The 20,550-nt window shown below is 40.8% G+C and carries 21 protein-coding genes; 8 read left to right on the top strand and 13 right to left on the bottom strand.

What is annotated here, in order from left to right; all coding sequences use genetic code 11:
* Positions 1-160: 160 nt before the first annotated feature.
* A complete protein-coding gene (locus BV375_RS20665) occupies positions 161-1,255 on the top strand; it encodes an AI-2E family transporter (protein WP_086763753.1) in 1,095 nt (364 codons plus the stop codon).
* Positions 1,256-1,279: 24 nt separating this feature from the next.
* Here the strand turns inward: BV375_RS20665 and BV375_RS20660 are convergent, their stop codons facing one another.
* Positions 1,280-2,665: an ATP-binding protein gene (locus tag BV375_RS20660; protein WP_086763751.1), complete on the bottom strand. Its 1,386-nt coding sequence runs from the start codon at positions 2,663-2,665 to the stop codon at positions 1,280-1,282.
* 185 nt (positions 2,666-2,850) lie between these two features.
* Between BV375_RS20660 and BV375_RS37030 the strand changes: the two genes are divergently transcribed.
* The 5 genes from BV375_RS37030 (at position 2,851) to BV375_RS20640 (ending at position 8,175) form a co-directional block, all read left to right on the top strand.
* A complete protein-coding gene (locus tag BV375_RS37030) occupies positions 2,851-3,015 on the top strand; it encodes a hypothetical protein (protein WP_166507488.1) in 165 nt (54 codons plus the stop codon).
* A gap of 5 nt (positions 3,016-3,020) precedes the next feature.
* Positions 3,021-5,612, top strand: a complete 2,592-nt coding sequence (mutS, locus tag BV375_RS20655) for a DNA mismatch repair protein MutS (protein ID WP_086763750.1) — start codon at positions 3,021-3,023, stop codon at positions 5,610-5,612.
* Positions 5,613-6,218: 606 nt separating this feature from the next.
* The gene (locus BV375_RS20650; RefSeq protein WP_086763749.1) at positions 6,219-7,178 is read left to right on the top strand and encodes a decaprenyl-phosphate phosphoribosyltransferase; all 960 of its coding nucleotides are present in this window, start codon (positions 6,219-6,221) and stop codon (positions 7,176-7,178) included.
* A gap of 43 nt (positions 7,179-7,221) precedes the next feature.
* Positions 7,222-7,806 (top strand): YqeG family HAD IIIA-type phosphatase, encoded by a 585-nt coding sequence (locus tag BV375_RS20645; RefSeq protein ID WP_086763747.1) that lies wholly within the window; start codon positions 7,222-7,224, stop codon positions 7,804-7,806.
* Positions 7,807-7,836: 30 nt separating this feature from the next.
* Positions 7,837-8,175: an SMR family transporter gene (locus BV375_RS20640; RefSeq protein WP_086763745.1), complete on the top strand. Its 339-nt coding sequence runs from the start codon at positions 7,837-7,839 to the stop codon at positions 8,173-8,175.
* Positions 8,176-8,228: 53 nt separating this feature from the next.
* Here BV375_RS20640 and BV375_RS20635 read toward each other — a convergent pair whose 3' ends face one another.
* From BV375_RS20635 to BV375_RS20620, 4 genes are all read right to left on the bottom strand, one after another.
* Positions 8,229-9,842, bottom strand: coding sequence for a glycosyltransferase family 39 protein (locus BV375_RS20635; RefSeq protein WP_243713999.1), 1,614 nt, complete (start codon positions 9,840-9,842; stop codon positions 8,229-8,231).
* Between the two features lie 79 nt (positions 9,843-9,921).
* Complete coding sequence (locus BV375_RS20630; RefSeq protein ID WP_086763743.1) at positions 9,922-10,668, bottom strand: isoprenyl transferase; 747 nt, start codon at positions 10,666-10,668, stop codon at positions 9,922-9,924.
* 135 nt (positions 10,669-10,803) lie between these two features.
* Positions 10,804-11,760, bottom strand: a complete 957-nt coding sequence (locus BV375_RS20625; protein ID WP_086763742.1) for a ferritin-like domain-containing protein — start codon at positions 11,758-11,760, stop codon at positions 10,804-10,806.
* A gap of 129 nt (positions 11,761-11,889) precedes the next feature.
* A complete protein-coding gene (locus tag BV375_RS20620; RefSeq protein WP_086763740.1) occupies positions 11,890-12,690 on the bottom strand; it encodes a hypothetical protein in 801 nt (266 codons plus the stop codon).
* Positions 12,691-13,406: 716 nt separating this feature from the next.
* Between BV375_RS20620 and BV375_RS20615 the strand changes: the two genes are divergently transcribed.
* Entirely contained in the window at positions 13,407-15,770 is a 2,364-nt protein-coding gene (locus BV375_RS20615) for a tetratricopeptide repeat protein (protein WP_086763738.1), read from the top strand.
* A gap of 30 nt (positions 15,771-15,800) precedes the next feature.
* Here BV375_RS20615 and BV375_RS20610 read toward each other — a convergent pair whose 3' ends face one another.
* From BV375_RS20610 to BV375_RS20600, 3 genes are all read right to left on the bottom strand, one after another.
* Complete coding sequence (locus BV375_RS20610) at positions 15,801-16,382, bottom strand: Uma2 family endonuclease (protein WP_086763736.1); 582 nt, start codon at positions 16,380-16,382, stop codon at positions 15,801-15,803.
* A gap of 131 nt (positions 16,383-16,513) precedes the next feature.
* A complete protein-coding gene (locus BV375_RS20605; RefSeq protein ID WP_086763734.1) occupies positions 16,514-16,849 on the bottom strand; it encodes a XisI protein in 336 nt (111 codons plus the stop codon).
* Positions 16,837-17,253 (bottom strand): XisH family protein, encoded by a 417-nt coding sequence (locus tag BV375_RS20600; protein ID WP_086763825.1) that lies wholly within the window; start codon positions 17,251-17,253, stop codon positions 16,837-16,839. The genes BV375_RS20605 and BV375_RS20600 overlap by 13 nt, the downstream gene beginning before the upstream one ends.
* 157 nt (positions 17,254-17,410) lie before the next feature.
* On the opposite strand from BV375_RS20600, the gene BV375_RS20595 reads away from it, so the two are divergent.
* A complete protein-coding gene (locus BV375_RS20595; RefSeq protein ID WP_086763732.1) occupies positions 17,411-17,980 on the top strand; it encodes a Uma2 family endonuclease in 570 nt (189 codons plus the stop codon).
* Between the two features lie 78 nt (positions 17,981-18,058).
* On the opposite strand, the gene BV375_RS20590 is transcribed toward BV375_RS20595, so the two are convergent.
* The 5 genes from BV375_RS20590 to BV375_RS20575 form a co-directional block, all read right to left on the bottom strand.
* Positions 18,059-18,391 (bottom strand): DUF433 domain-containing protein, encoded by a 333-nt coding sequence (locus BV375_RS20590; protein WP_086763730.1) that lies wholly within the window; start codon positions 18,389-18,391, stop codon positions 18,059-18,061.
* A gap of 23 nt (positions 18,392-18,414) precedes the next feature.
* Positions 18,415-18,543, bottom strand: coding sequence for a hypothetical protein (locus BV375_RS38790; RefSeq protein WP_279432945.1), 129 nt, complete (start codon positions 18,541-18,543; stop codon positions 18,415-18,417).
* 31 nt (positions 18,544-18,574) lie between these two features.
* On the bottom strand, positions 18,575-18,961 hold the full coding sequence (locus tag BV375_RS20585; RefSeq protein ID WP_086763728.1) for a type II toxin-antitoxin system VapC family toxin: 387 nt from the start codon (positions 18,959-18,961) through the stop codon (positions 18,575-18,577).
* Entirely contained in the window at positions 18,958-19,185 is a 228-nt protein-coding gene (locus BV375_RS20580; protein WP_086763726.1) for a type II toxin-antitoxin system Phd/YefM family antitoxin, read from the bottom strand. Before BV375_RS20580 ends, BV375_RS20585 begins: the two co-directional genes overlap by 4 nt.
* Before the next feature lie 238 nt (positions 19,186-19,423).
* Positions 19,424-19,663, bottom strand: a complete 240-nt coding sequence (locus tag BV375_RS20575; protein ID WP_086763725.1) for an ATP-binding cassette domain-containing protein — start codon at positions 19,661-19,663, stop codon at positions 19,424-19,426.
* Positions 19,664-20,550: the final 887 nt, after the last annotated feature.

The following is a 20,550-nucleotide window of genomic DNA, read 5'->3' as shown; positions in this document are numbered from 1 at the left end:
TGGGGGATTAGTCATTTGTCAAGAGTCAAGAGTCAAGAGTCAAGTATTTCTTCGCCCTTGCTTCCTGCTTCCTTGTCCTCCTTGTCCCCCTTACTCCTACCCAATCCCCCAATCCCCAGAAGCAAAAATAAATTTAGAGCCTTTTGTGGAGTTACCACTCATGCAATCAGTAAACAAACTGCCGCGATGGTTAAGTATAGGATTGGCATTTCCCATTGCCATTCTCAACGGTTGGCTATTACTCCAGGTTGTGCAGTATTTTCAACCACTAGTCAGTATTTTTGCCGCCGCGATCTTACTGGCTTTTGTATTGAACTATCCAATTCAGTTTCTTCAAGAACGTGGAGTACAACGCAATCTAGCTATTGTGGTAGTTTTACTTTTGACTGTGGTGATTTTAGTGGCTTTAGGTATTACCTTAGTTCCGCTGATTATACAGCAGTTGAATGAATTAGCTAACATTCTTCCCTATTGGATTGATTCTGCCAGTCAACAAATCCAAGTTTTCCAAAATTGGGCGGCGACACAGCAACTTCCTGTAAATTTAACTGGTTTAGCTACCCAAATATTAGAGAGATTGTCTAACCAACTTCAATCTTTCACTGGCAGAATTCTCAGTGTTGCCTTTGATACTATAGGTGTGGTTGTAAACGTGTTGTTGACAGTGGTGCTGACTGTCTATATGGTATTAAACGGTGATCGCCTGTGGGATGGAGTTTTTCAGTGGTTACCTCCTCACATTGGCCCAAAAGTACGGGAATTACTGCGAGAGGATTTTCATAATTATTTTATTGGTCAAGCGACATTAGGTGCTGTGTTAGGTTCAGCGATTACATTGGCATTTTTGACGCTACAAGTTCCCTTAGCGCTACTTTTTGGGATTGGTATTGGCTTTTTCTCACTCTTTCCTTTTGGTACGGGGATAGGCATCGCCATAGTGAGTTTTTTGGTAGCTTTGCAAAACATTTGGTTAGGAGTAGAAGTATTAGGTACAGCTGTAGCGATTGACCAAGTGAATGCTAATTTTATCGCGCCTCGGATTTTGGGAAATTTGACTGGCTTAAATCCTGTATGGGTAGTAATTTCCTTATTAATAGGAGCTAAATTAGGAGGAGTGTTAGGTTTATTAATTGCTATACCTATAGCCAGCTTTATCAAAGACATAGTAGATAGCTGGCGTGATGGAGCATTTAGCCACGTAATTGTATCTAATGACAATATCAAACATCCTTCTCCTGTTGAGGTGGGTGACTAAGCAATTCAAAATGCGATCGGTTAGTCACGAATCAAGTTGAACAGGAATTTTAATAATAAACTCAGTGCCTTCTCCTAGCGCAGATATGCATTGTAGCTGACCGCCATGTTTATCTACAATAATTTGATAGCTGATAGACAACCCTAACCCTGTGCCTTTACCGACGCTTTTAGTAGTGAAGAAAGGGTCAAATAAGCGTTTTTGTATATCCTTGGGTATTCCCAAACCATTATCGGCAATGCGAATAATTACATCGTCATCATCTATAAGTTCAGTACGAATCCGAATTAGAGGATATTTTTGAGGTGAAGATAATATACAACTCAAGTCTGAATTTTGAAAATTATTAAATATAGCATCAATAGCATTTACCAGAATATTCATAAACGCCTGATTAAGTAGACCAGGGTAGCATTCCACTAAAGGAAGTTTTTCATACTCTTTAACAACGGTAATTATTTGACCTGTTTGCTGATTTTTAAAACGGCTTTGTAATAGTAGTAGAGTACTATCAATTCCTTCATGAATATCAACTCTTTTTTTCTCAGATTCATCAAGGCGAGAGAAATTCCGTAAAGCAAGAACTATCTCGTGGATACGTTCGGTACCCACCTTCATAGAATTCAGTAGATGCAGAAAATCAGCCGTTAAAAATTCTAGTTCAATATCAGCGATCGCAGTTTGAATTTCTGTTGCTGGTTCAGGATAATACTTTTGGTATAGGCTAATTAAATTGAGTAAATCCTGGCTATAGTCGATTGCATAGACCAGGTTACCTGCAATAAAGCTGACAGGGTTGTTGATTTCGTGAGCAATACCAGCAACAAGTTGTTCTAAAGCAGCCATTTTTTCATTCTGAACCAATCTTGTATAGTTATGCTTGAGGGTACGAAAACCTGCTTTGGTAATTTTAGATTGTTCTTCTACTTGCTCTAGTTGAGCTAGCGTTAAGACATTAATCTGAGAATAGGCTAAAAGTAACTGATGGAAATCGACTAGCTGATAATTACACGAGTTAGTTTTGACAAGAATCGGCTCATAAACAAGTTGTGGTACTCGCTGTAATGCTATTTGGATTGCATCTACAATCCGCATTTGCTCAGAAACTATGCATACCTCTGGCTGGAGAAAGTTAATTAGATTTTCGATAGGACGTGTAGCAAATAGTGACAAACTATAGGGGCGGCTCATATGCTCAAAAAATCTTTGCCGCGAAATCATTCCTTGATATTGATGATTTTTCGTCAGGATAATTCCTGGTAGTAAAGGCTCTTGCTTAAAAAGTGTAGTTAGATCGTTAACTAGACTCTTTACCTCAACGTAAACTGACCAAAGTGGCAATTCTTGCAAAGTTGACTCTAATTGCAAGTTCAACTCATTAGCACTTGTCATGCTATGCATAGCCTGCATACTCTCATCCTTTACTGTTGAAGTAAGATTTCTAGTAACAATCCAAATAACGATTGCAGTAATTGCAAAGTTAATCAAAAGTTACAAATTTAGAATTCCCTGATTACTAGCCAAAATCACAGGAAAAGTGGAAAATCATTGAGAATAGAATCTCCTATGCTGGTGTTAACTAGGGTAAATGATTATTGACGGCAAATAGCACCAACTTTCAGCTTTCAGTAAAAATCAACCGTGATACCAGCCACACCCAGGCAAAGATGGCAAAGGATGAAAAAACCTTGAGCGATCGCAATTCAACTATCAATCAAGTTATCATCAGATCCTGTGGCTTTTCCGTGCGTAACTCCTAGCATTTATGACCGCTTCTGACTTTGAAATTCAGCCAACGGAACCCAATCATCCGACTGCGCCTCATGCTGACACGCGACTGGTAGACCGCAGCAGGCTGAGTAAGATGTATCAGCATTATGTAGAAATGAAGGATAAGTATCCTCATGCGCTACTGCTGTATCGGGTGGGAGATTTCTTTGAAACTTTTTTCCAAGATGCTGTCACTGTATCTCGGGAACTAGAACTGGTTCTGACTAGCAAACATGGCGGCGAAGTTGGTCGTGTGGCGATGACAGGTGTACCACACCATGCTTGGGAACGCTACACTACTCAACTGGTAGAAAAAGGCTACGCTGTGGTGATTTGCGACCAAGTGGAAGATGCTTCCGAAGCTGTGGGTTTAGTACGGCGCGAGGTAACACGCATCCTCACACCAGGAACTTTGCTTGAAGAGGGAATGCTAAAAGCAAGTCGCAATAATTACTTAGCTGCTGTGGTAATTGCGGCTAATCATTGGGGGCTAGCTTATGCAGATATCTCGACGGGGGAATTTCTTACGACTCAGGGAAGTGATTTAGAACACCTTACCCAAGAACTAATGCGCTTGCAGCCTTCGGAGGTGCTGTTTCCTACCAATGCTCCGGATTTTGGTAGTATACTGCGTCCAGGAGAAACTTCACCGCATCTACCACAATGTTTGCCGCCAGCGTTTTGTTATAGTTTGCGATCGCAAGTGCCGTTTTCTCAAGGGGAAGCCAGAAGTAGATTATTGCAGAAATTTAAGGTGCGATCGCTCGAAGGTCTGGGTTGTCAACATCTCCCCCTCGCCGTCCGCGCTGCCGGCGGTCTTTTAGAATACCTGGAAGATACTCAAAAGGAAAATTCTGTTCCTCTCCAGTTGTTACGCACCTATACCGTTACTGACTATCTAATTGTTGACCATCAAACCCGCCGTAACTTAGAAATTACCCAAACTGTTCGTGATGGCACTTTTCACGGTTCCCTGCTTTGGGCATTAGATAGAACTAGCACAGCAATGGGTGGGCGTGCTTTACGGCGGTGGTTACTGCAACCGCTAATCGATATTAAAGGCATTCGCGCAAGGCAAGATACCATTCAAGAATTGGTAGAAAATACGGCGTTGCGTCAAGACTTGCGGCAGTTACTACGTCAAATTTATGACCTGGAAAGGTTAACAGGGAGGGCTGGTTCTGGTACTGCTAATGCTAAAGATTTAGTGGCTTTGGCAGATTCTCTCTCACGCTTACCAGAATTATCCGAGTTAGTGGCTGAGGCTCATTCTCCCTTCCTCAAGGCTTTGCAGAAGGTGTCACCTGTATTAGAAGAGTTGGCACAAAAATTACATGCCCATATTGTAGAGTCGCCACCCATACATATTAAAGAAGGCGGTTTGATTCGCCCTGGCGTGAATACCCTGTTGGATGAAAGAAAGGCAACCGTAGAAGCGGATCAGCAGTGGATTGCTAATTTGGAAGTTGATGAGAGAGCAAGGACAGGAATCCCAACCTTGAAGGTAGGATTTAATAAAACTTTTGGTTACTACATCAGCATTTCCCGTGCCAAATCCGACCAAGTACCCACCAATTACATCCGCAAACAAACGCTGACGAATGAAGAACGTTACATTACACCAGAGTTGAAAGAACGAGAAGCCCGGATTCTCTCAGCACGTGATGATTTAAATCAGTTGGAATATGAGGTTTTTGTCGCCTTACGCGAAGAAGTCGGAGAACAGGCCGAGGTAATTCGCAATCTTTCTCGCGCAGTGGCGGCGGCAGATGTATTGTGTGGTTTGGCGGAGTTGGCGGCGCAGCAAGGTTATTGTCGTCCGGAAATACTGCCAGGACGGGAAATAGCAATTGTCGATGGGCGACATCCGGTAGTGGAACAGTCTTTACCTGCGGGGTTTTTTGTACCGAATTCCACGCAGTTGGGTCAAGAGTCATTAACAAATGACAAGGGACAAATGACAAATGACCACCCTGACTTAATTATCCTCACCGGGCCAAATGCCAGTGGTAAGAGTTGTTATTTGCGTCAGGTAGGGTTGATTCAGTTAATGGCGCAGACGGGAAGTTTTGTGCCAGCGAGGTTTGCTAAGTTGGGAATATGCGATCGCATTTTTACTCGTGTGGGTGCAGTGGATGATTTAGCCACTGGTCAATCTACCTTTATGGTGGAGATGAATGAAACGGCGAATATTCTCAATCATGCCACGTCGCGATCTCTGGTGTTATTAGATGAAATTGGCCGGGGAACGGCAACGTTTGATGGACTGTCTATAGCTTGGGCAGTGGCTGAATATCTTGCAACAGATATTCGCTCTCGCACAATCTTTGCTACGCATTACCACGAGTTGAATGAACTGGCAGGGATGTTACCCAATGTCGCTAATTATCAGGTAACAGTGAAAGAGTTACCCGACCAAATTATCTTTTTACACCAAGTTCAACCGGGAGGCGCTGATAAATCCTACGGTATTGAAGCGGGACGGTTAGCAGGTTTACCATCTGTGGTAATTCAACGAGCCAAACAAGTCATGGGACAGATTGAACAACACAGTAAAATTGCGATCGGTTTACGAGAAGGTCTTTAGGAGAGGTGAGGAATTAATCTTCAATTCCGCTTCTGGGTTAAATAAACTATCGAAAGCTGAGATTATCAGGCAATACAGTTCAGTTAAGAAAATTCATTGACAACAAAGTTCACAAATAATTACTAAACAAAAAACCGAACAATTATTTTGGAGGGGGCTTGGGGGACGGTTGCGTCCCCCAATCGGGGGTTTTGGGGATTCTCCCCCAAATCTTGGTTTTTGTTCGACAGTAACTGAACCGTATTGGATTATCAGGGTGAGGAGCAAGTACTCTACACCCGTTTAATTTGCTATTTTTCAATCCATATCAACTTATTTTTGGCGACACCGACATTAAATAATTGCCCGATCTGACTAAAAAGTTAGATCGCTCTTTAGCTTGGGAATACTTAAATTAAGCTTGTAGATTTGTTGCAAGCATTTGAGTAATCTTTAGTCTGAAGGTAAGGAGCTTATAAATTGTTGTATTGCTCGATTATTGACTGCGTAAATAGAAATTTTATTATCTTATAAAACATTAGTTTTAATGAGTTTTTGCTGAACATAATTCTCAAATTGGCAACTTTTTAAATCTCATTACTCTAAACCAAGAGAGACAGGAAAATTATGGACTCTCGAATTGCTGCAAGGTTGAAAAAATCTGCGATCGCTTACCATATATTGGCTTTGCGACCACGACAATGGACAAAAAACTTAGTTGTATTTGCAGCACCGTTATTTGCCTTTAGTGTTAATTTGCCATCACTATTAGGTAGCTTACTAGCATTTACACTTTTTTGTTGTGCATCTAGTGGTTTTTATTTAATTAATGACATTGCAGATGTAGAATCTGACCGTCAACATCCAGTAAAATGTCGGCGACCAATCGCATCTGGCGCAGTGAGAATTCCAGTAGCGTTGGCAATGGCAGTAGCGCTGTTAGGTAGCGCGCTAACTATTTCATGGTTGCGATCGCCTCAGTTGGGTATTGCTATCACTGCATATGCTCTATTGCAAGTTGCCTACAATCTGCGATTAAAAAAGACAGTGATTTTGGACATTGGTGCGATCGCAACTGGATTTGTTCTCCGAGCTTTCGCAGGTGCGGCTGCTACTGGCATTGTTTTATCAAGTTGGTTTTTACTATGTACAGCCATGCTGGCGCTATTTTTGGGAATTGAAAAGCGCAAAGCAGAACTGCGGCTAGCACAAATTAAAGGTAGCAAGCTCCGTTCTGTACTCAAACGCTACTCTCCCGCGCTGTTAGGCCGCATGGAAAATGTCGTTACTACGGGGACGGTTGTCACCTATGCGCTTTGGAGTGCTGGCCCCTACCTACATGGAGCGCCTACCTCCTGGATGTTACTCACCTTACCATTTGTTTTGTATGGCGTTTTTCGCTATCAACTACTGAGCGATCCTCAAGAAATTGCCAATCACAGCAAAGACGATTTAGAGCAAGGCGGAAGCAGCGAACGACCTGAGGAAATTTTATTGAAAGACTTACCAATCTTAGGCACCGTTGTCGGTTGGGTAGTCACCTGCTTCACAATTCTCTGGCTAAAAAATCAAGGGTTAATTCAATAAATTTATTGAATAATTTAACAGCAAAATCTTCGGGAATTTGCAGATGAAGAATTTTAAGACTTTGTTGAGCAAGCTACAGCAAGCAGGTTCTAAAAGAAAATTTCCAAAATTACCAAAACAAGCTGACACACTAGCTAAAATCCAGATTCAGCAGCTAAGAGCATCTGGAATTAAAGGAATTATTCTCGATTTAGATAACACAATTGTTTCTGAAGACGATCGCTACTTATCTCCTGGGGCAGAAGATTGGATTACACAAGCAAAATTAGCAGAAATTCAATTTTTTATCTTATCGAATGGGAAACGTAGCTATCGAGTTAAATTTTGGTCCCATCGTCTGAATATTCGCGCTCTTAACCCTGCTAAAAAACCTTTTCCGCCTGCATTCCGTCAGGCGATGGCTTACATGCAACTACCATCTAAACACGTGGTCGTAATTGGAGATAGTTTACATACTGATGTTGTCGGAGCTTGGCTTTGTGGATGTCATTGCATCCAAGTTGCCAGCTTACCTCATCCGCCTCGATGGTGGGAGAAACTTGCGGGTAAATGGATACAAATACCATATCCAGATCATGGAGAACTTTGGGAATTTGATCCTACTGTCGGCTATGATGATTTTTTCTAAATTGGTCTTTTTATAAAAAAATCAAACATCATGAGTAACCAGTTGGTTTTTATTTTAGTGATTTTAATTACCGTGGGATTAAATACACTTGCCCAAACTTTATTAAAACTAGGAGCAGGTCAAAATCCCCTAAATATTTATTTAATAGGAGGAATTGCTAGTTACGGGTTGAGTACTATTTTTTATATATTAGTTTTAGGTAAATTAAATTTATCTGTCGCCTATCCATTAGTCATAGGATTAACTATAATAGCTACCACAATATCTGGTTCGGTTATTTTGCAAGAGAAAGTATTAATCTCCCAATGGTTAGGTGTAGGATTAATGTTGAGTGGTATCGGGGCGATCGCTTTCGCAAAAAATGTTTAAAATTAGCTAGTTAAATCCCCGACTTCTTAAAGAAGTCGGGGATTTAAAATTACTTAAAATTTCTCTACTTTAAATAGCGGTGGTTGTAACCGCTTGACTTTGTATTTATTCTCTTTTTCAACTTGAGTTTTTAAGGCTTTAGAAGGATTATACAAAAATATATCGTCAGAGCTATCGGCAATTTTCAATAAATCCGGCTGAGTTACTAACTGAATATGAACATCTTTATTTAGCCCATAACTAAAAGACAGAATATCGCTTGGTAAGCTAGTATCACTAATTACTAGTGGATTGGAAGCTTTGTTTACTATCATTGTTAACTGAGTATTATCTATCCCTAATTTGTTCCACCAAACTGCTGCTTTTGAACTAATGACGCATGATGCAACGCCGCTAGTCAGAAGTATTACCATAATTACTTGCCAAGACTTATGTTGCCATTTTTTCAGAGAAATGGAGGTAATTTGAGTAGCAAACAAGTAAGCAACAGCTAATTGCACACCTAAGTAACAAGGAATTATATAGCGAAGTACTCTAGAGCGTTGCCCTCCGGAAATCAAATCTGGTAGAACTAAGGCTAAAGCAGTAATGCCAATTAAGGTGAAGATAAAAAGCCACTGCCGTTCACTAGTGTTACGCCAGACAAAATAAAGAGAATATACGGCTAAAATCAGAATTGCAATGATTACTAAATAAGGAATAGGGCTATTAAAACTTAATCCATAATTCCAATCGACAAAAATGCGATTAATATTAAATATCCAGCGAGTTGCTAGTTCGATAAAGGTAAATCTATAACTAATCCAAGACATTGATTTTTTGAGTTGCTCTAAGTTGGTAATTACAACTACAGCCCAAGGTGCAAACAAGAGAAATCCAGAAGCGGCGGCAATTAAATAAGCAACAAGAGTCTTAGTTAATTTAAAGCGTTCGGTGATAATGGTATATATGCCATGACTAACTGCAACAAATGCAAAAAATAAATAAGAGTAGAAACCCAAGGCTAGATTAAGCGCGTAAACTCCCCAACTTTGTTTTGTTTTCAAACGCATAGCTCGCAATAATGCGGCACTTGATAGCAAAATTGTCACTGTCCAAAAGCTGTACTCTCGTGCTTCTTGGGCGTACAAAACATGAAACGGCGACACAGCGACAATCGCCATAGCTATCCATCCTACTAAAGGCGACTCAAATAATTCCAGGCACAGCCAATAAATCGCCGGAAAAACGAATAAGCTAAGTAGCACAGATAAACTTCTTGTCGCTGCTATTGAACTGCCAAAACACTGCACCCATAAACGCGACATCATGTAATACAGTGGTGGATGTTCAGGAGTTTCTATGGCTAAAGATTTAACTGTATCGATGACACTGCTGTTAGGCTTAATCTGCTGATACTTTTGTAAATCTGCAACAGTAATTATTGAGCCATTAAAGGCTTCTTGTAATATCTCTGTTTGGGTGTAACCAGAAATTTGCAGAGAAGTTAGAGCCTCATCGCGCCAGTAGATTTTTTTATCAATGTTAATAAAGCGAAAAAATACGCCCAGTACTATCAAAATTATTAGGAGAAATTTTAACCAATCGAATGGCTGGAACCAACTTAGAATTTTTTTAGTATCCATCAGCTTGATATAGTCCTCATCAAAAGCAGCTTTACTAGCCAAAAGTTAGGCTTGTATTTCAGTATTCCCAAACCATAGGCTAGAGATTAGCTTTTTCATGCTCTGGCTGAGACGAGGTATTCTAAGCTGATAGTGAAGTTTTAACTTGACCGAAACGGCGATCGCGTTTTTGGTAACTCAACAAAGCCTGATGAAATGCTTCTCGGTCAAAATCTGGCCAAAGAATATCGGTGAAATACATCTCTGTATATGCCATTTGCCACAAAAGGAAATTACTCAAGCGCATCTCACCGCTAGTACGAATCAGCAAATCTGGTTCGGGAGTGTCGGCTGTGTAGAGGTGTTGTGTTACAAAACTTTCATTTACCTCTTCTGAACTGAGTTCCCCCCGTTCCACTAGTTCCGCTACTTGACGACAAACTTTGGTAATTTCGTTGCGACTACCGTAGTTAACTGCAACAGTAAAGTGTATTGCTTGATTGTGCAATGTCTCTGCCATTGAACGTTGCATTTGGGTTTGTAGAGACTGGGGTAAAGCCGATAAATCGCCAATGAAGGAGATTCGCACGCCTTCTTGATGCATTTGGGCTAACTCGCGCCTCAGAAGTCTTTCAAATAAAAGCATGAGAAAATCTACTTCTTCAACCGGACGTCGCCAATTTTCTGTAGAGAAAGCGTAGGCTGTCAGTGCTTTGATTCCCCAATCTTTACAGCAACGCAATAATTCTTTTAGGGTTTTTGCGCCTTGGCGATGTCCGGCTATGCGGGGTAATCCTCGGCTTGTTGCCCATCTTCCGTTACCATCCATGATGACGGCAATGTGTTGGGGTAAGTGTTGCGGGTTTAAATCTGGAGGTAATAAAGTCATAAATTTTTGGTGTTGATAAATGTATAAAAGGCTCACGCAGAGGCGCAAAGGCGCAAAGAAGAGGGCAAAAAGAGTAATATCTAACTTCTTTTGGTTCTTCCTTTGTGTACTTTGCGTACTTTGCGGTTCGTTAAATTAGGTATTCTTTGGCTCAACAGGAGTAATTCCAAATAAATCTTGCAAGTACTCTGGTGTCAGGCTATTGTTCCAACTCCACAGGTGATGCATTGTGTAGGCGAAGGTAAAGAGGAGAGTGCCTTTGTTGCTCAAAGACCAAGCTTTCCAGTTTAGTGTACCCATCATGCGGCGTAGGGTACGCATAAGGTTGTTGCGCTGATAGTTCTGAGAGCGTGTTTTGATTAAGGTACGCCCAATGCGCATCAGTCCAGTATCGGGAAAAGCCCAGACGCCAAACCCCCAGAATTTGGTCATGTGGTTGATTTCGTCTTGTGCTAATTCCTCTAGAACATCCTGGAGTGGGCCTGTGGTGTAAGCCATCAGCCAAAGATAAAGACAGGTTGCACCGTATTCTGTGGCTACGCGGTGTAAGCCGTGGCGATATAGGTCTTCGTAAGGGTCATCTGTTGGGAGATAGCCGCGAACTATCCGAAGTTTGGGGGTAATTTTTTCGCCTGTTAGTTGGGTGTAAACCTTAATTAATGCAGGTGTATGCTGACGTTCTTCTTTTTCCCATAAGCCAGGTTCTAGTAGTTCGCCATCTTCACCGACACTTCCACCAACAAACCGCGCCATCTCAGGATGCAATTTTGCCAAATACTTTCTACTTGTTTGGGTATAACCGCGAATCGGGGCTTCTGTATCCATTGCACCTATCAAGATAGATAGAAATACTTGTGAATCTATGCCGATAATTTGATTGGAGTTAATTGCTTGCCAATCAATGAGTTTCCAGGGACGCGGTTGGGGATTGGTAAATTGTATCGGTAAATCCTGCAAGCGATCGCGTAGTTTTTCGACTCCGAGGTATTTGTCGATGAGAGAACGAATACGGCGCTGTGTTTGTAAGTAGTGAGGAGATGTATAGCTTTGTCCTGCCAAATCTTTTGCAACTGGGCTGAGGGTGTTAAGCATATTTTTATACTTTCTTTTTTATTTCTATGCCCTAGCCTAAGCGATCGCACTTTCTCTTGTCAGTCGGCTGAAGTCGGCAGTTTTATCTGATGTAGTTAAAGAAATCGGAGGAAAAGTTGGATGGGATTCTCACATTCTGCTTAAGAATAGGCGTTTGATTCGTTTCAGGTAATTCCGTCCCCACCATATTGCTGCTAAGGTCAGTAACCCTGGTGTTGAGGAAAATTCAAAGGGAACGGGAACAGCAGTTGTATACGTTTCAAAGCTAGTAAAAGTAACTGGATTTTGTCCCGGGTTACCTGGGCCTATTCCATTGCCAATAGCTTCGTCAGAGCGAAAGCTGTTAAGTGGATTCAAGTATGTTGCGACAAATTTGAATGATGCTCCTGAGTTAGAAGTCAGACCAATTTGACTGACATCGAAGTCAGAAGTGTAGTTGGTTGAGGTTGTATTGCCTAGCGGCGCTAAGTTTACTGAGTCAATATAGATTAGGCTGTTATTACCACCATTGGCAAGTTGCCAAAGACCTCCGAAGTTGAAGTTAGGATTAACTCCCAGAGCAACAGCAAAGTCAGCATTAAATCCGCTAGGGAAGAACACTGTACTTCTTACACTACTAGAAGCTCCTGAAATGGCTTGTCTTAAACCATCATTTTGATCGTTAAATCCACTAGTATTAGCAAATCCTCCAGCCACTGAATCTATATAGATAACTACTGCATCATTAAATCCACCTGTCCCCTTGTTGAAAGTTGCTTGAATAGTTGATCCATTGTCTGAAATCTGAAGACTACCAGTTCCCAAAACTCCACCAAAACCGGAATTGCCATTCCCAGAAAAAGATAAAGTTAATGCTTGAGCATCGGATAAAGCCAGGAAAACACTGCTTCCCACTCCCAATAAGGTGACAATTAGTTTTTTGATACTCACAGGTGATACCCTTAATTTGAGGTGAACTCATCAGTTAGACAATTAGTTTTGAGCGATCTCTCATCTCTAAAAATTGAGATCTTTGATAATAAGTTGCGTTTTTGAACTGACAGATAGTGCCATAATTAGATATATAGATTTTCGAGGAAATTCTCAGTATTTATACGTAAAAATTAGTTATTGGATAAATATTTTACTACATTAGTAGTTTTTAACATTGGAAACGTGTAGCTTATGTTACTTTGTTACTTTTATTAACAAGTATTTCTTTTATTGGAAAGATTTGGATCTTGCTGTCTTAATGGTTCCAGATTTTTGTAAACACCGAAGCATTTAGGGAATATCACCTTAAATATTGATAACTACTGTATGTAATACGGATGAACCTAAAAGCGATTGTAAACTCCAGTCGGAGACGCTACGTGGTAAGCACAGCAGGTATTACAGGTCTTTACGGCACTGCGATCCGCGTAATAGCTTGTGACCGTGATTACCAGCCCCAATAACATTGTCTGAAACCCTGATTCTTCCGTTAACTTTCGATTTCAATCTACTGAAAATAGCAAATACGATCGCCGAATAATAATTGTGACTACCGATGAATAAAGTCGGGAAAAAAGTCGGATTTACAAAATCTTATCCGAAAATTTGAGAAGCATAACTGTAGAGTAATTTATAGTGATTACTAAAGTCTGAACTACCCTAGTCGTTACACAATGGACGCTGAAGCAGCATTAGCATGGTTAGACACCATAATTCCTGCTCAGACCGGGGAACGGTTGAGCGATTTGCAAAAAGTTATTCTTCAGCAGGTTTGGTTGGATAGAAAGTACTTGGATATCGCGCATTCTTACGGTTGTACGGAAGGACACGCTAAGGATGCTGGCTCACAGTTATGGCGGTTGCTTTCTCAGGTATTGCGAGAGAAGATTACTAAAAGTAATTGTCGTGCTACTTTGGAGCGTGTTCTGAGAAAAAGTACGGCGATATCCAGTCTCATTGATTATACGCGATCGCCTCGGCAACCCATCCCAAAACCAGAGGATACTAATTTTATTGGACGACAAGATGCGATCGCTCACCTGAATACTTTGGTAAATCAAGGGTCGAAGGTAATTGTCATCCAAGGTGAGGGCGGTTTAGGCAAAACTACTCTGGCGCAGCAATATCTCCACCAAGATTTTGACTTGGTGTTAGAACTGCTGATGGCGAAGGAAACGCAGAATATCACTCCGGCGGAACGGGTGGTAGAGGAATGGCTGAAACAAGACTTTCATGAAGAACCTGGGGTAGAATTTGGGGTAACTTTGGGACGATTGAAGCGCCAACTCCACAATCGGCGGATTGGGGTATTAATTGACAATTTGGAACCAGCATTAGATCAACAAGGACGGTTGATTGCTGAACACCGTAACTATGTAGAACTATTGCGGGTTTTGGCTGATGCAAGGGTGCAGTCTGTGACTTTAATTACCAGTCGCGATCGCCTTTGTGAACCTGGGCTAAATGTTGATCGCTATCGGCTTCCTGGCTTGGATCGAGGCGCATGGGAAGAGTTTTTTCGCCATCGTGGGTTAACCATCAACTCGTCAACTCTGCAAATGATGCATCGCACCTATGCTGGAAATGCGAAAGCAATGGGAATTCTCTGCGGTTCGATTCAGGAAGATTTTGACGGTGACATGGCACTTTATTGGCAAGAAAATCATGCCGATCCGCTAGCAACAACCGACTTAAAAAATTTAGCGGTTAGTCAAATTAATCGTCTGCAAATCCTCGATTCCCAAGCTTATCGCCTGCTTTGCCGTTTGGGATGTTATCGTTACCAAGATATCCCCACTATCCCATCACAAGGATTGTTTTGCTTACTGTGGGATGTGGCACCTGAACAACATCGGCAAATCATCGCCTCCCTGAGAAATCGGTCTTTGGTGGAATACCATAACGGTGAATACTGGCTGCATCCGGTGATTCGTGCAGAGGCGATCGCGCGTTTACGCCCCAGCGATGAATGGGAATTGACTAATTATAAAGCCGCAGAATTTTGGACAGCTAGCGTTCAACAAATCGAAACTTTTAAAGATGCTTTGCAAGCTCTGGAAGCATATTATCATTACATAGAAATTAGCCAATTTGAGTTAGCAGGTAAAGTCATTCTTAAAAGCCGAAATAATCAATGGCAGCAGTTTCTACCTCTTGGTAGTACGCTGTATCGTATGGGTTTAATTCAACCTGTACTTACTGCTATTAATCAAATTGTAAACAATCTTGAGCATGACCAAAATCTCAGCGAACTTTACAATATATTGGGCGATTTATACTGGATAACAGGCAAAATTAATCAGGCGATCGCCTGTCAAGAAAAGACTATCGCTCTAGCAACCCAAGCACTCAAATCACTTGTACCTCAGCCAGAAAATAAACATACAGTTTACTATCTGCGGATGCTAGAGGTAGATTCTTTATTAAGTATTGGTCTGTACAAAATAGATTTGTGGGAACTAGAAGCGGCTGCCAAGTTATTTCAACAAGTAATTTACCTCGCTCAAAATACCGAACATCATCGCTGGGCAGAGAAAGCTTCTGTGTGTTTAGCTTTAGTATATTCTTATTTAGGTTTGCGTGATGCTTCCTATGCCTTAGCAGAAGTAGCTTATCGAAATATGACAACCGAAAAACTGGTGGAACAGACTGGAAGATTTGTCTATTTCATGCAAATTTTGGGGCAAACATACGTCAATTTAGGAGAATTTGATCGGGCAAATCAAATATTTCAACAAGCTTTAACTGTTGCAGAAGAAAGTCACTATATGCAAGTGAAAGCAAAAACACTGAATGGTTTAGCAGAAATTCATCGCCGACAAGCAGAATTTGATTTAGCTCTGGCTAATCATACAGAAGCAATTGAACTTTTGGATCAAATTGGTGCTAAGTGTGATTTAGCTGAAGCTTATTTTCAATTGGGTTTAACTTATCAAGAGATGGCAAAGCTTGATGAAAGTCAGATGAATTTTTATCTAGCAATGCAGCTATTTACTGAAATAGAAGCACCCAAGCAAGTGGCAAAGATTTCCAATTAAGGGCGATTGCATCCTATATTGCGCATCTATTCAACTTTCAGCTTCTTCAGATTCAAACTGCACTTGTCGGTACAAATCAGCGATTGCTATTTCTACATTTACCGATTCAAGTGTCAATCTATCTTCCAAACTATACTCCGACAGCACCCATTTTCCCTGTTCGTTGCGCCGAAACACTTCTACCCCCGGTTGCGCTACTTGTACTAAGACATATTCTTGCAAGGTTGGAGATTGGCGGTATTTGGCAAACTTCTTACCTCGATCTGCGGCTTCCGTTGAAGGTGATAGCACTTCGACAATTAAGCAGGGAAATTGCACTAATTGCGGATCGTTTTCGCGATCGTCGCAAGTCACTACCACATCAGGATAAAAATACTTTTGCCCAGGTTCCACCTGCACCTTCACATCTACAATGTATACTTCACAGGAGCGATCGCCTAAAGCATCATCTAGAAGCTTAAAGAAATTGAGACATACCCGATTATGGTTGCGTGTACCACCACTCATCGCCACAACTTCGCCATCCCAATACTCGTAGCGTTGTTCTTGGGTGGGTTCCCAAACCAGATATTCTTCTGCTCTCATCAAAATGGGATCGGGTAAAGCAACCATCGGCGCGATCGGTGAATGATTTACTGTTCTAAGATAGCGAAAAAGGACATCTTTTTTGTACAACTCTCGCAAAGGAGAGACATTGAGCCAAGCAACGCACCACGTTTCCTACTACATATATGGCTAACTATCTAAGCAACGCCGTAATCTGTGTACTGCCTTTTATACGGAGGTTGCAATCCCAAAACAATATCGTCTTTGGCAACACCCATTTTAACTAACTCCTCAGCAGGATTCTGATCTGTTAAGTTCTGCTGAAGCCATATTTTTCCATTTTTAATATCAAAATGCATAACACATCGATAAATACGATCAAATTGTTGCCAACCCACATTCATCCACTGATAATGATCTCGCTTTGTATCAAAGATGAGTTGAGTTTCTACTTCATTATCTGAAACATCATCATTGGCATAATGAGTTAGCAAGGTTTGAATATACTCTCGATACTTTGCTATTTTATCCATTGTACAATTACCTCATTCACTGGGTCGTAGACAACTAACAAAACTTGATATTTTTGTACTGCTGTCTGCGTGAACTCAAGTTGAAAGAAAGTTCGATAGGCATCTACTGGAACTGCTAAATATAATACTCGCTCTGGCTCAGTTCCTTCCAAAGCTAAGCGATAACTAAGAAATTGACCTAAAGCCGCATAGAAATCTGTAATTGCAGAAGCATTCAGAAAGCTCTTAATCTCAACTGCTATTTTCTCACCTGCTCTCTCGGCTGCAACCAATCTTTCTGCGCCCAAATCAATCTGAAAATTGACGTTACCAAATTTAAATTTAAGTGGATCATCTGTAATTACCCATTGCTCTTTTTGCAGAGCTTGCTTGACTGCTTCGTGAAAGATGTCCTTTGCTGACACAGATAAAATTAAATATTTATACACTCACGATCGTACTCTTTTTGCTGAAAAAGTAAACGCCTGTGTGAACACCAGATATAATATGACATCACCTCACAAATCAATCTGTGAGAAAATAATCTTGTTGTCCTACAGGCAATGCGATCGCTGACGACTTATGATTTCTACCATCAAGCGCCGCTACACTTTGGATGAATACCGCGCCATCGAAGAAAAAGCAGAAGGACGCAGCGAATATCGAGATGGAGAAATTGTACCTGTACTCGGAAGAACGCTTAAACACAGCCGCATTAGTGGGAACATTTTGGTTTATTTTACCTATGCGCTGCGTGATACTCAATTCGAGCCAATTAATAGCGATTTGCGGCTATGGATTCCCGAATATCGACGCGGAGTATATCCAGACGTGATGGTTTTTGATGGTGAACCACAACTGAATAATGAGCGTTTAGATGAAGTCTTAAATCCTTTGGTGATTGTTGAAGTTTTATCTCCTTCCACCGCAGATTACGATCGCCAAAATAAATTTCGCATATATCGCTCAATTCCTAGTTTTAGTGAATATTTATTAGTCGAGCAAGATGAACCTTTTGTTGAACGCTATAGCAAGCAAACTCAAGGTTGGTTACTCAGCGATTGTAGCGGTTTAGAGCGATCTATTTCCCTAGAGTCAGTTGGGATTGAATTGCCAATGGCGGAAATTTATCGCGGTGTTGCTTTTGAGTAAAATAGCTTTGGTTAAAAGATGCGATCGCCCAAGTTCTGCAAACACCATTCTGCTGGTCTGCTTGTATTTAGTTGATTCCTATGCGTTGCGGTTGCGTCTCGCCAATAAGCGATCGCGTATCCCAACAGCGTTAAAACGTCTCTCAGCTTCTTGATGAACATTACTAGCAAGACGCTGACGTTCTAGAAGATATTCATCTACTTCGGCTTGATGTCGTAAGTAATAGCCAATCACAGAATAAATATCGGACAGTTGAAGCGATGGATACTGCTCCTTGATTTCTTCTGCTTTAGCCCCTTCCAGAAAAGCTGTAATAACTGTATCTAAAGTTACGCGAGTTTTACTAATACGGACAACGCCATTAGCATCAGTGACAAGCGGAATCGGGTCAGTAGTTGGGACAAGTAGCATTTGAGAGCAAGATTCCTCTAGTCTTACTTTTCTAGTATATGCTGAAGCCCTAACTCCTCTTGAGGATTTAGAGTTATATTTAAGCGATCGCTAGCTTCAAAATGAGAGTTGCGGTAATTTGGCGATCGCTTTGCGACTTCGACTTTTACCAATAACTTTTATTCCATAGAAACGCAGTACAATTCACCATAATATCTGCACAGGATAACTTTCAAACACACTGTCTCTAGTAATTATAGGTATGCTCTCTACCAAACTTTGAGAAATTATGAGCCGATCAAATGGATCTTTATGGTAAAAAGGCAGCTTTGATAACTCATCTAAATGTTCAGGTCGTATTTCAAGCAATTCAATAGCGTTACCATAAACTTGTTGCTTGACCAACTCAGTAAAAGTTATTTCTAGTTTTAGCTTGTCAATACTGACCTTGATAGAAATTTCCCAAAGACTCGCAATGCTCAAAAATCTTTGATTTCCTCGATCCTCAATCAGGTTTTTTGCAGTATTACTGAGATTGAAATTGCCTTCAATGAACCATAAAAACGTATGAGTGTCGAGCAGGAGCCTCATGGAGCGTATTCCTCAAAATCTGCCAACGGCTCATCAAAATCATCTGACATTTTCACTAAACCTCTAGCACTACCAAACTTGGGGCGTGCTTCTATTCCACCAAGCGGCACAATTTTGAAAGATGTCCCATCATTGCGCGTGATGATGACTTCTTCTCCAGCAGCCGCCTCTTCAATTAGTTCTGCTAGGTGAGTCTCAGCTTCTTGCAAATTAACTTGGTGCATTGATAGTCTTTACCAAAACCCGATGTTTTGAATATAACTTTTTCGTCAGTTATTGACTCAAGATCTTTTCATGTGGGCAATAAAGATAGAATGCGTTAGCGTAGCTTACCGTAGGTATCGCTTTCTGTAAAAATATTTGCAGGTTAGCGATCGCGCTTGGCTTGCACAGGTTTTATAATCTGATAGTTTTGCGATCGCTTAAGTTGGATTGTAGGCGACATCCACTTTGTTAATAGTATCAAATTGCTAGTAGAAGGGTGCGTTGTTGCAAGATCAAATCCATTGCATTGGAAGAAAACCAGTTTTGGCGATGGGCCGATATCCATCGCGCATTAGCGTGATGAGGAGTATATAACCGTTGCATTAAACTGGACTTGCCAGTACCGTTAGCACCAAGAATGAATAGGTTTTCTCCCACGCTGACAGTAAGGTTGAGTGGTTCGCCAGCAGAACGAGGAATAGTCAAATCGAAGGTCACGGCGTGTTACTATTTAGACTTTTGTAATTATAGACAATATAAAAAGCGAAATAGGATGGCAGTCCGCCTTAACTGCCTAACTAGTTCTAATACAGCAAATAGATTGTTTTTTGTTTTAGCAAGAATATCACAGGACTCTGCTTTAAAGCCTGAACCATAACTGTCACATTATAGTTCGACCAAATGGCAGCAAAAGTATTAAGACCAATTCACAAAATGATTGATATAGATAGATTGACAGAACATAGCCACAGACAGCGATTCTGAATCCAAAATCCAAAATCTAAAATCTAAAATGGTATAAGACAGAGGCATCCCCTAACCAAACAGCGATCGCAACCAGTTTAAATTTGAGATTATGGCGATCGCTATAACTGCTCACTATATCGAAAAATACCTAAATTTTATTTAAGTCAGCAAAAATGGTCTATTACTTTAATATTTTGCTTAATTAAGTTCTTGAAATGGCATTTCAAGTAAGTGAAATACTTTAACGAGTTCATCAAATGCCTTAACACCTTCTCATTTTGGTGTTTTCCGCAAGTAAAATGCCTTAACGTCTACTCAAAATGCCTTAACGCCTACTCATTTTAGTAAATCACGCACTCATTTTAGTGTTTTCCGCAGTTAAAATGCCTTAACGTCTACTCAAAATGCCTTAACGCTTACTCATTTCGGTAAATCACGCACTCATTTTAGTGTTTTCCGCAAGCAAAAGGCAAAATACATTCTCAATTTACTTGTTTGCTAACTCATATCAGTAATTCTTGCACTCGCGATCGCGATATTTTTGCCTTCATACTCTTCATTAATAGCCCCAAGCTTCCAGCCTGTGGGCTATTGTTGGGTCTATGAGAAAACTGTTTAAGTAGTCACACACAATTAAT

The organism is Nostoc sp. 106C, assembly GCF_002154725.1.
In the GTDB taxonomy this organism is placed as follows: Bacteria; Cyanobacteriota; Cyanobacteriia; order Cyanobacteriales; family Nostocaceae; genus Aulosira.
The sequence above is the reverse complement of the archived record's forward strand: the minus strand, read 5'-3'. Positions and strand labels throughout refer to the sequence as shown.

Coding starts and splice junctions, on each gene's coding strand:
- BV375_RS20665 (WP_086763753.1), top strand. CDS start 161: ATGCAATCAGTAAACAAACTGCCGCGATGGTTAAGTATAGGATTGGCA.
- BV375_RS20660 (WP_086763751.1), bottom strand. CDS start 2,665: ATGCAGGCTATGCATAGCATGACAAGTGCTAATGAGTTGAACTTGCAA.
- mutS (WP_086763750.1), top strand. CDS start 3,021: ATGACCGCTTCTGACTTTGAAATTCAGCCAACGGAACCCAATCATCCG.
- BV375_RS20650 (WP_086763749.1), top strand. CDS start 6,219: ATGGACTCTCGAATTGCTGCAAGGTTGAAAAAATCTGCGATCGCTTAC.
- BV375_RS20645 (WP_086763747.1), top strand. CDS start 7,222: ATGAAGAATTTTAAGACTTTGTTGAGCAAGCTACAGCAAGCAGGTTCT.
- BV375_RS20640 (WP_086763745.1), top strand. CDS start 7,837: ATGAGTAACCAGTTGGTTTTTATTTTAGTGATTTTAATTACCGTGGGA.
- BV375_RS20630 (WP_086763743.1), bottom strand. CDS start 10,668: ATGACTTTATTACCTCCAGATTTAAACCCGCAACACTTACCCCAACAC.
- BV375_RS20625 (WP_086763742.1), bottom strand. CDS start 11,760: ATGCTTAACACCCTCAGCCCAGTTGCAAAAGATTTGGCAGGACAAAGC.
- BV375_RS20615 (WP_086763738.1), top strand. CDS start 13,407: ATGGACGCTGAAGCAGCATTAGCATGGTTAGACACCATAATTCCTGCT.
- BV375_RS20610 (WP_086763736.1), bottom strand. CDS start 16,382: ATGGTTGCTTTACCCGATCCCATTTTGATGAGAGCAGAAGAATATCTG.
- BV375_RS20605 (WP_086763734.1), bottom strand. CDS start 16,849: ATGGATAAAATAGCAAAGTATCGAGAGTATATTCAAACCTTGCTAACT.
- BV375_RS20595 (WP_086763732.1), top strand. CDS start 17,411: ATGATTTCTACCATCAAGCGCCGCTACACTTTGGATGAATACCGCGCC.
- BV375_RS20590 (WP_086763730.1), bottom strand. CDS start 18,391: ATGCTACTTGTCCCAACTACTGACCCGATTCCGCTTGTCACTGATGCT.
- BV375_RS20585 (WP_086763728.1), bottom strand. CDS start 18,961: ATGAGGCTCCTGCTCGACACTCATACGTTTTTATGGTTCATTGAAGGC.
- BV375_RS20580 (WP_086763726.1), bottom strand. CDS start 19,185: ATGCACCAAGTTAATTTGCAAGAAGCTGAGACTCACCTAGCAGAACTA.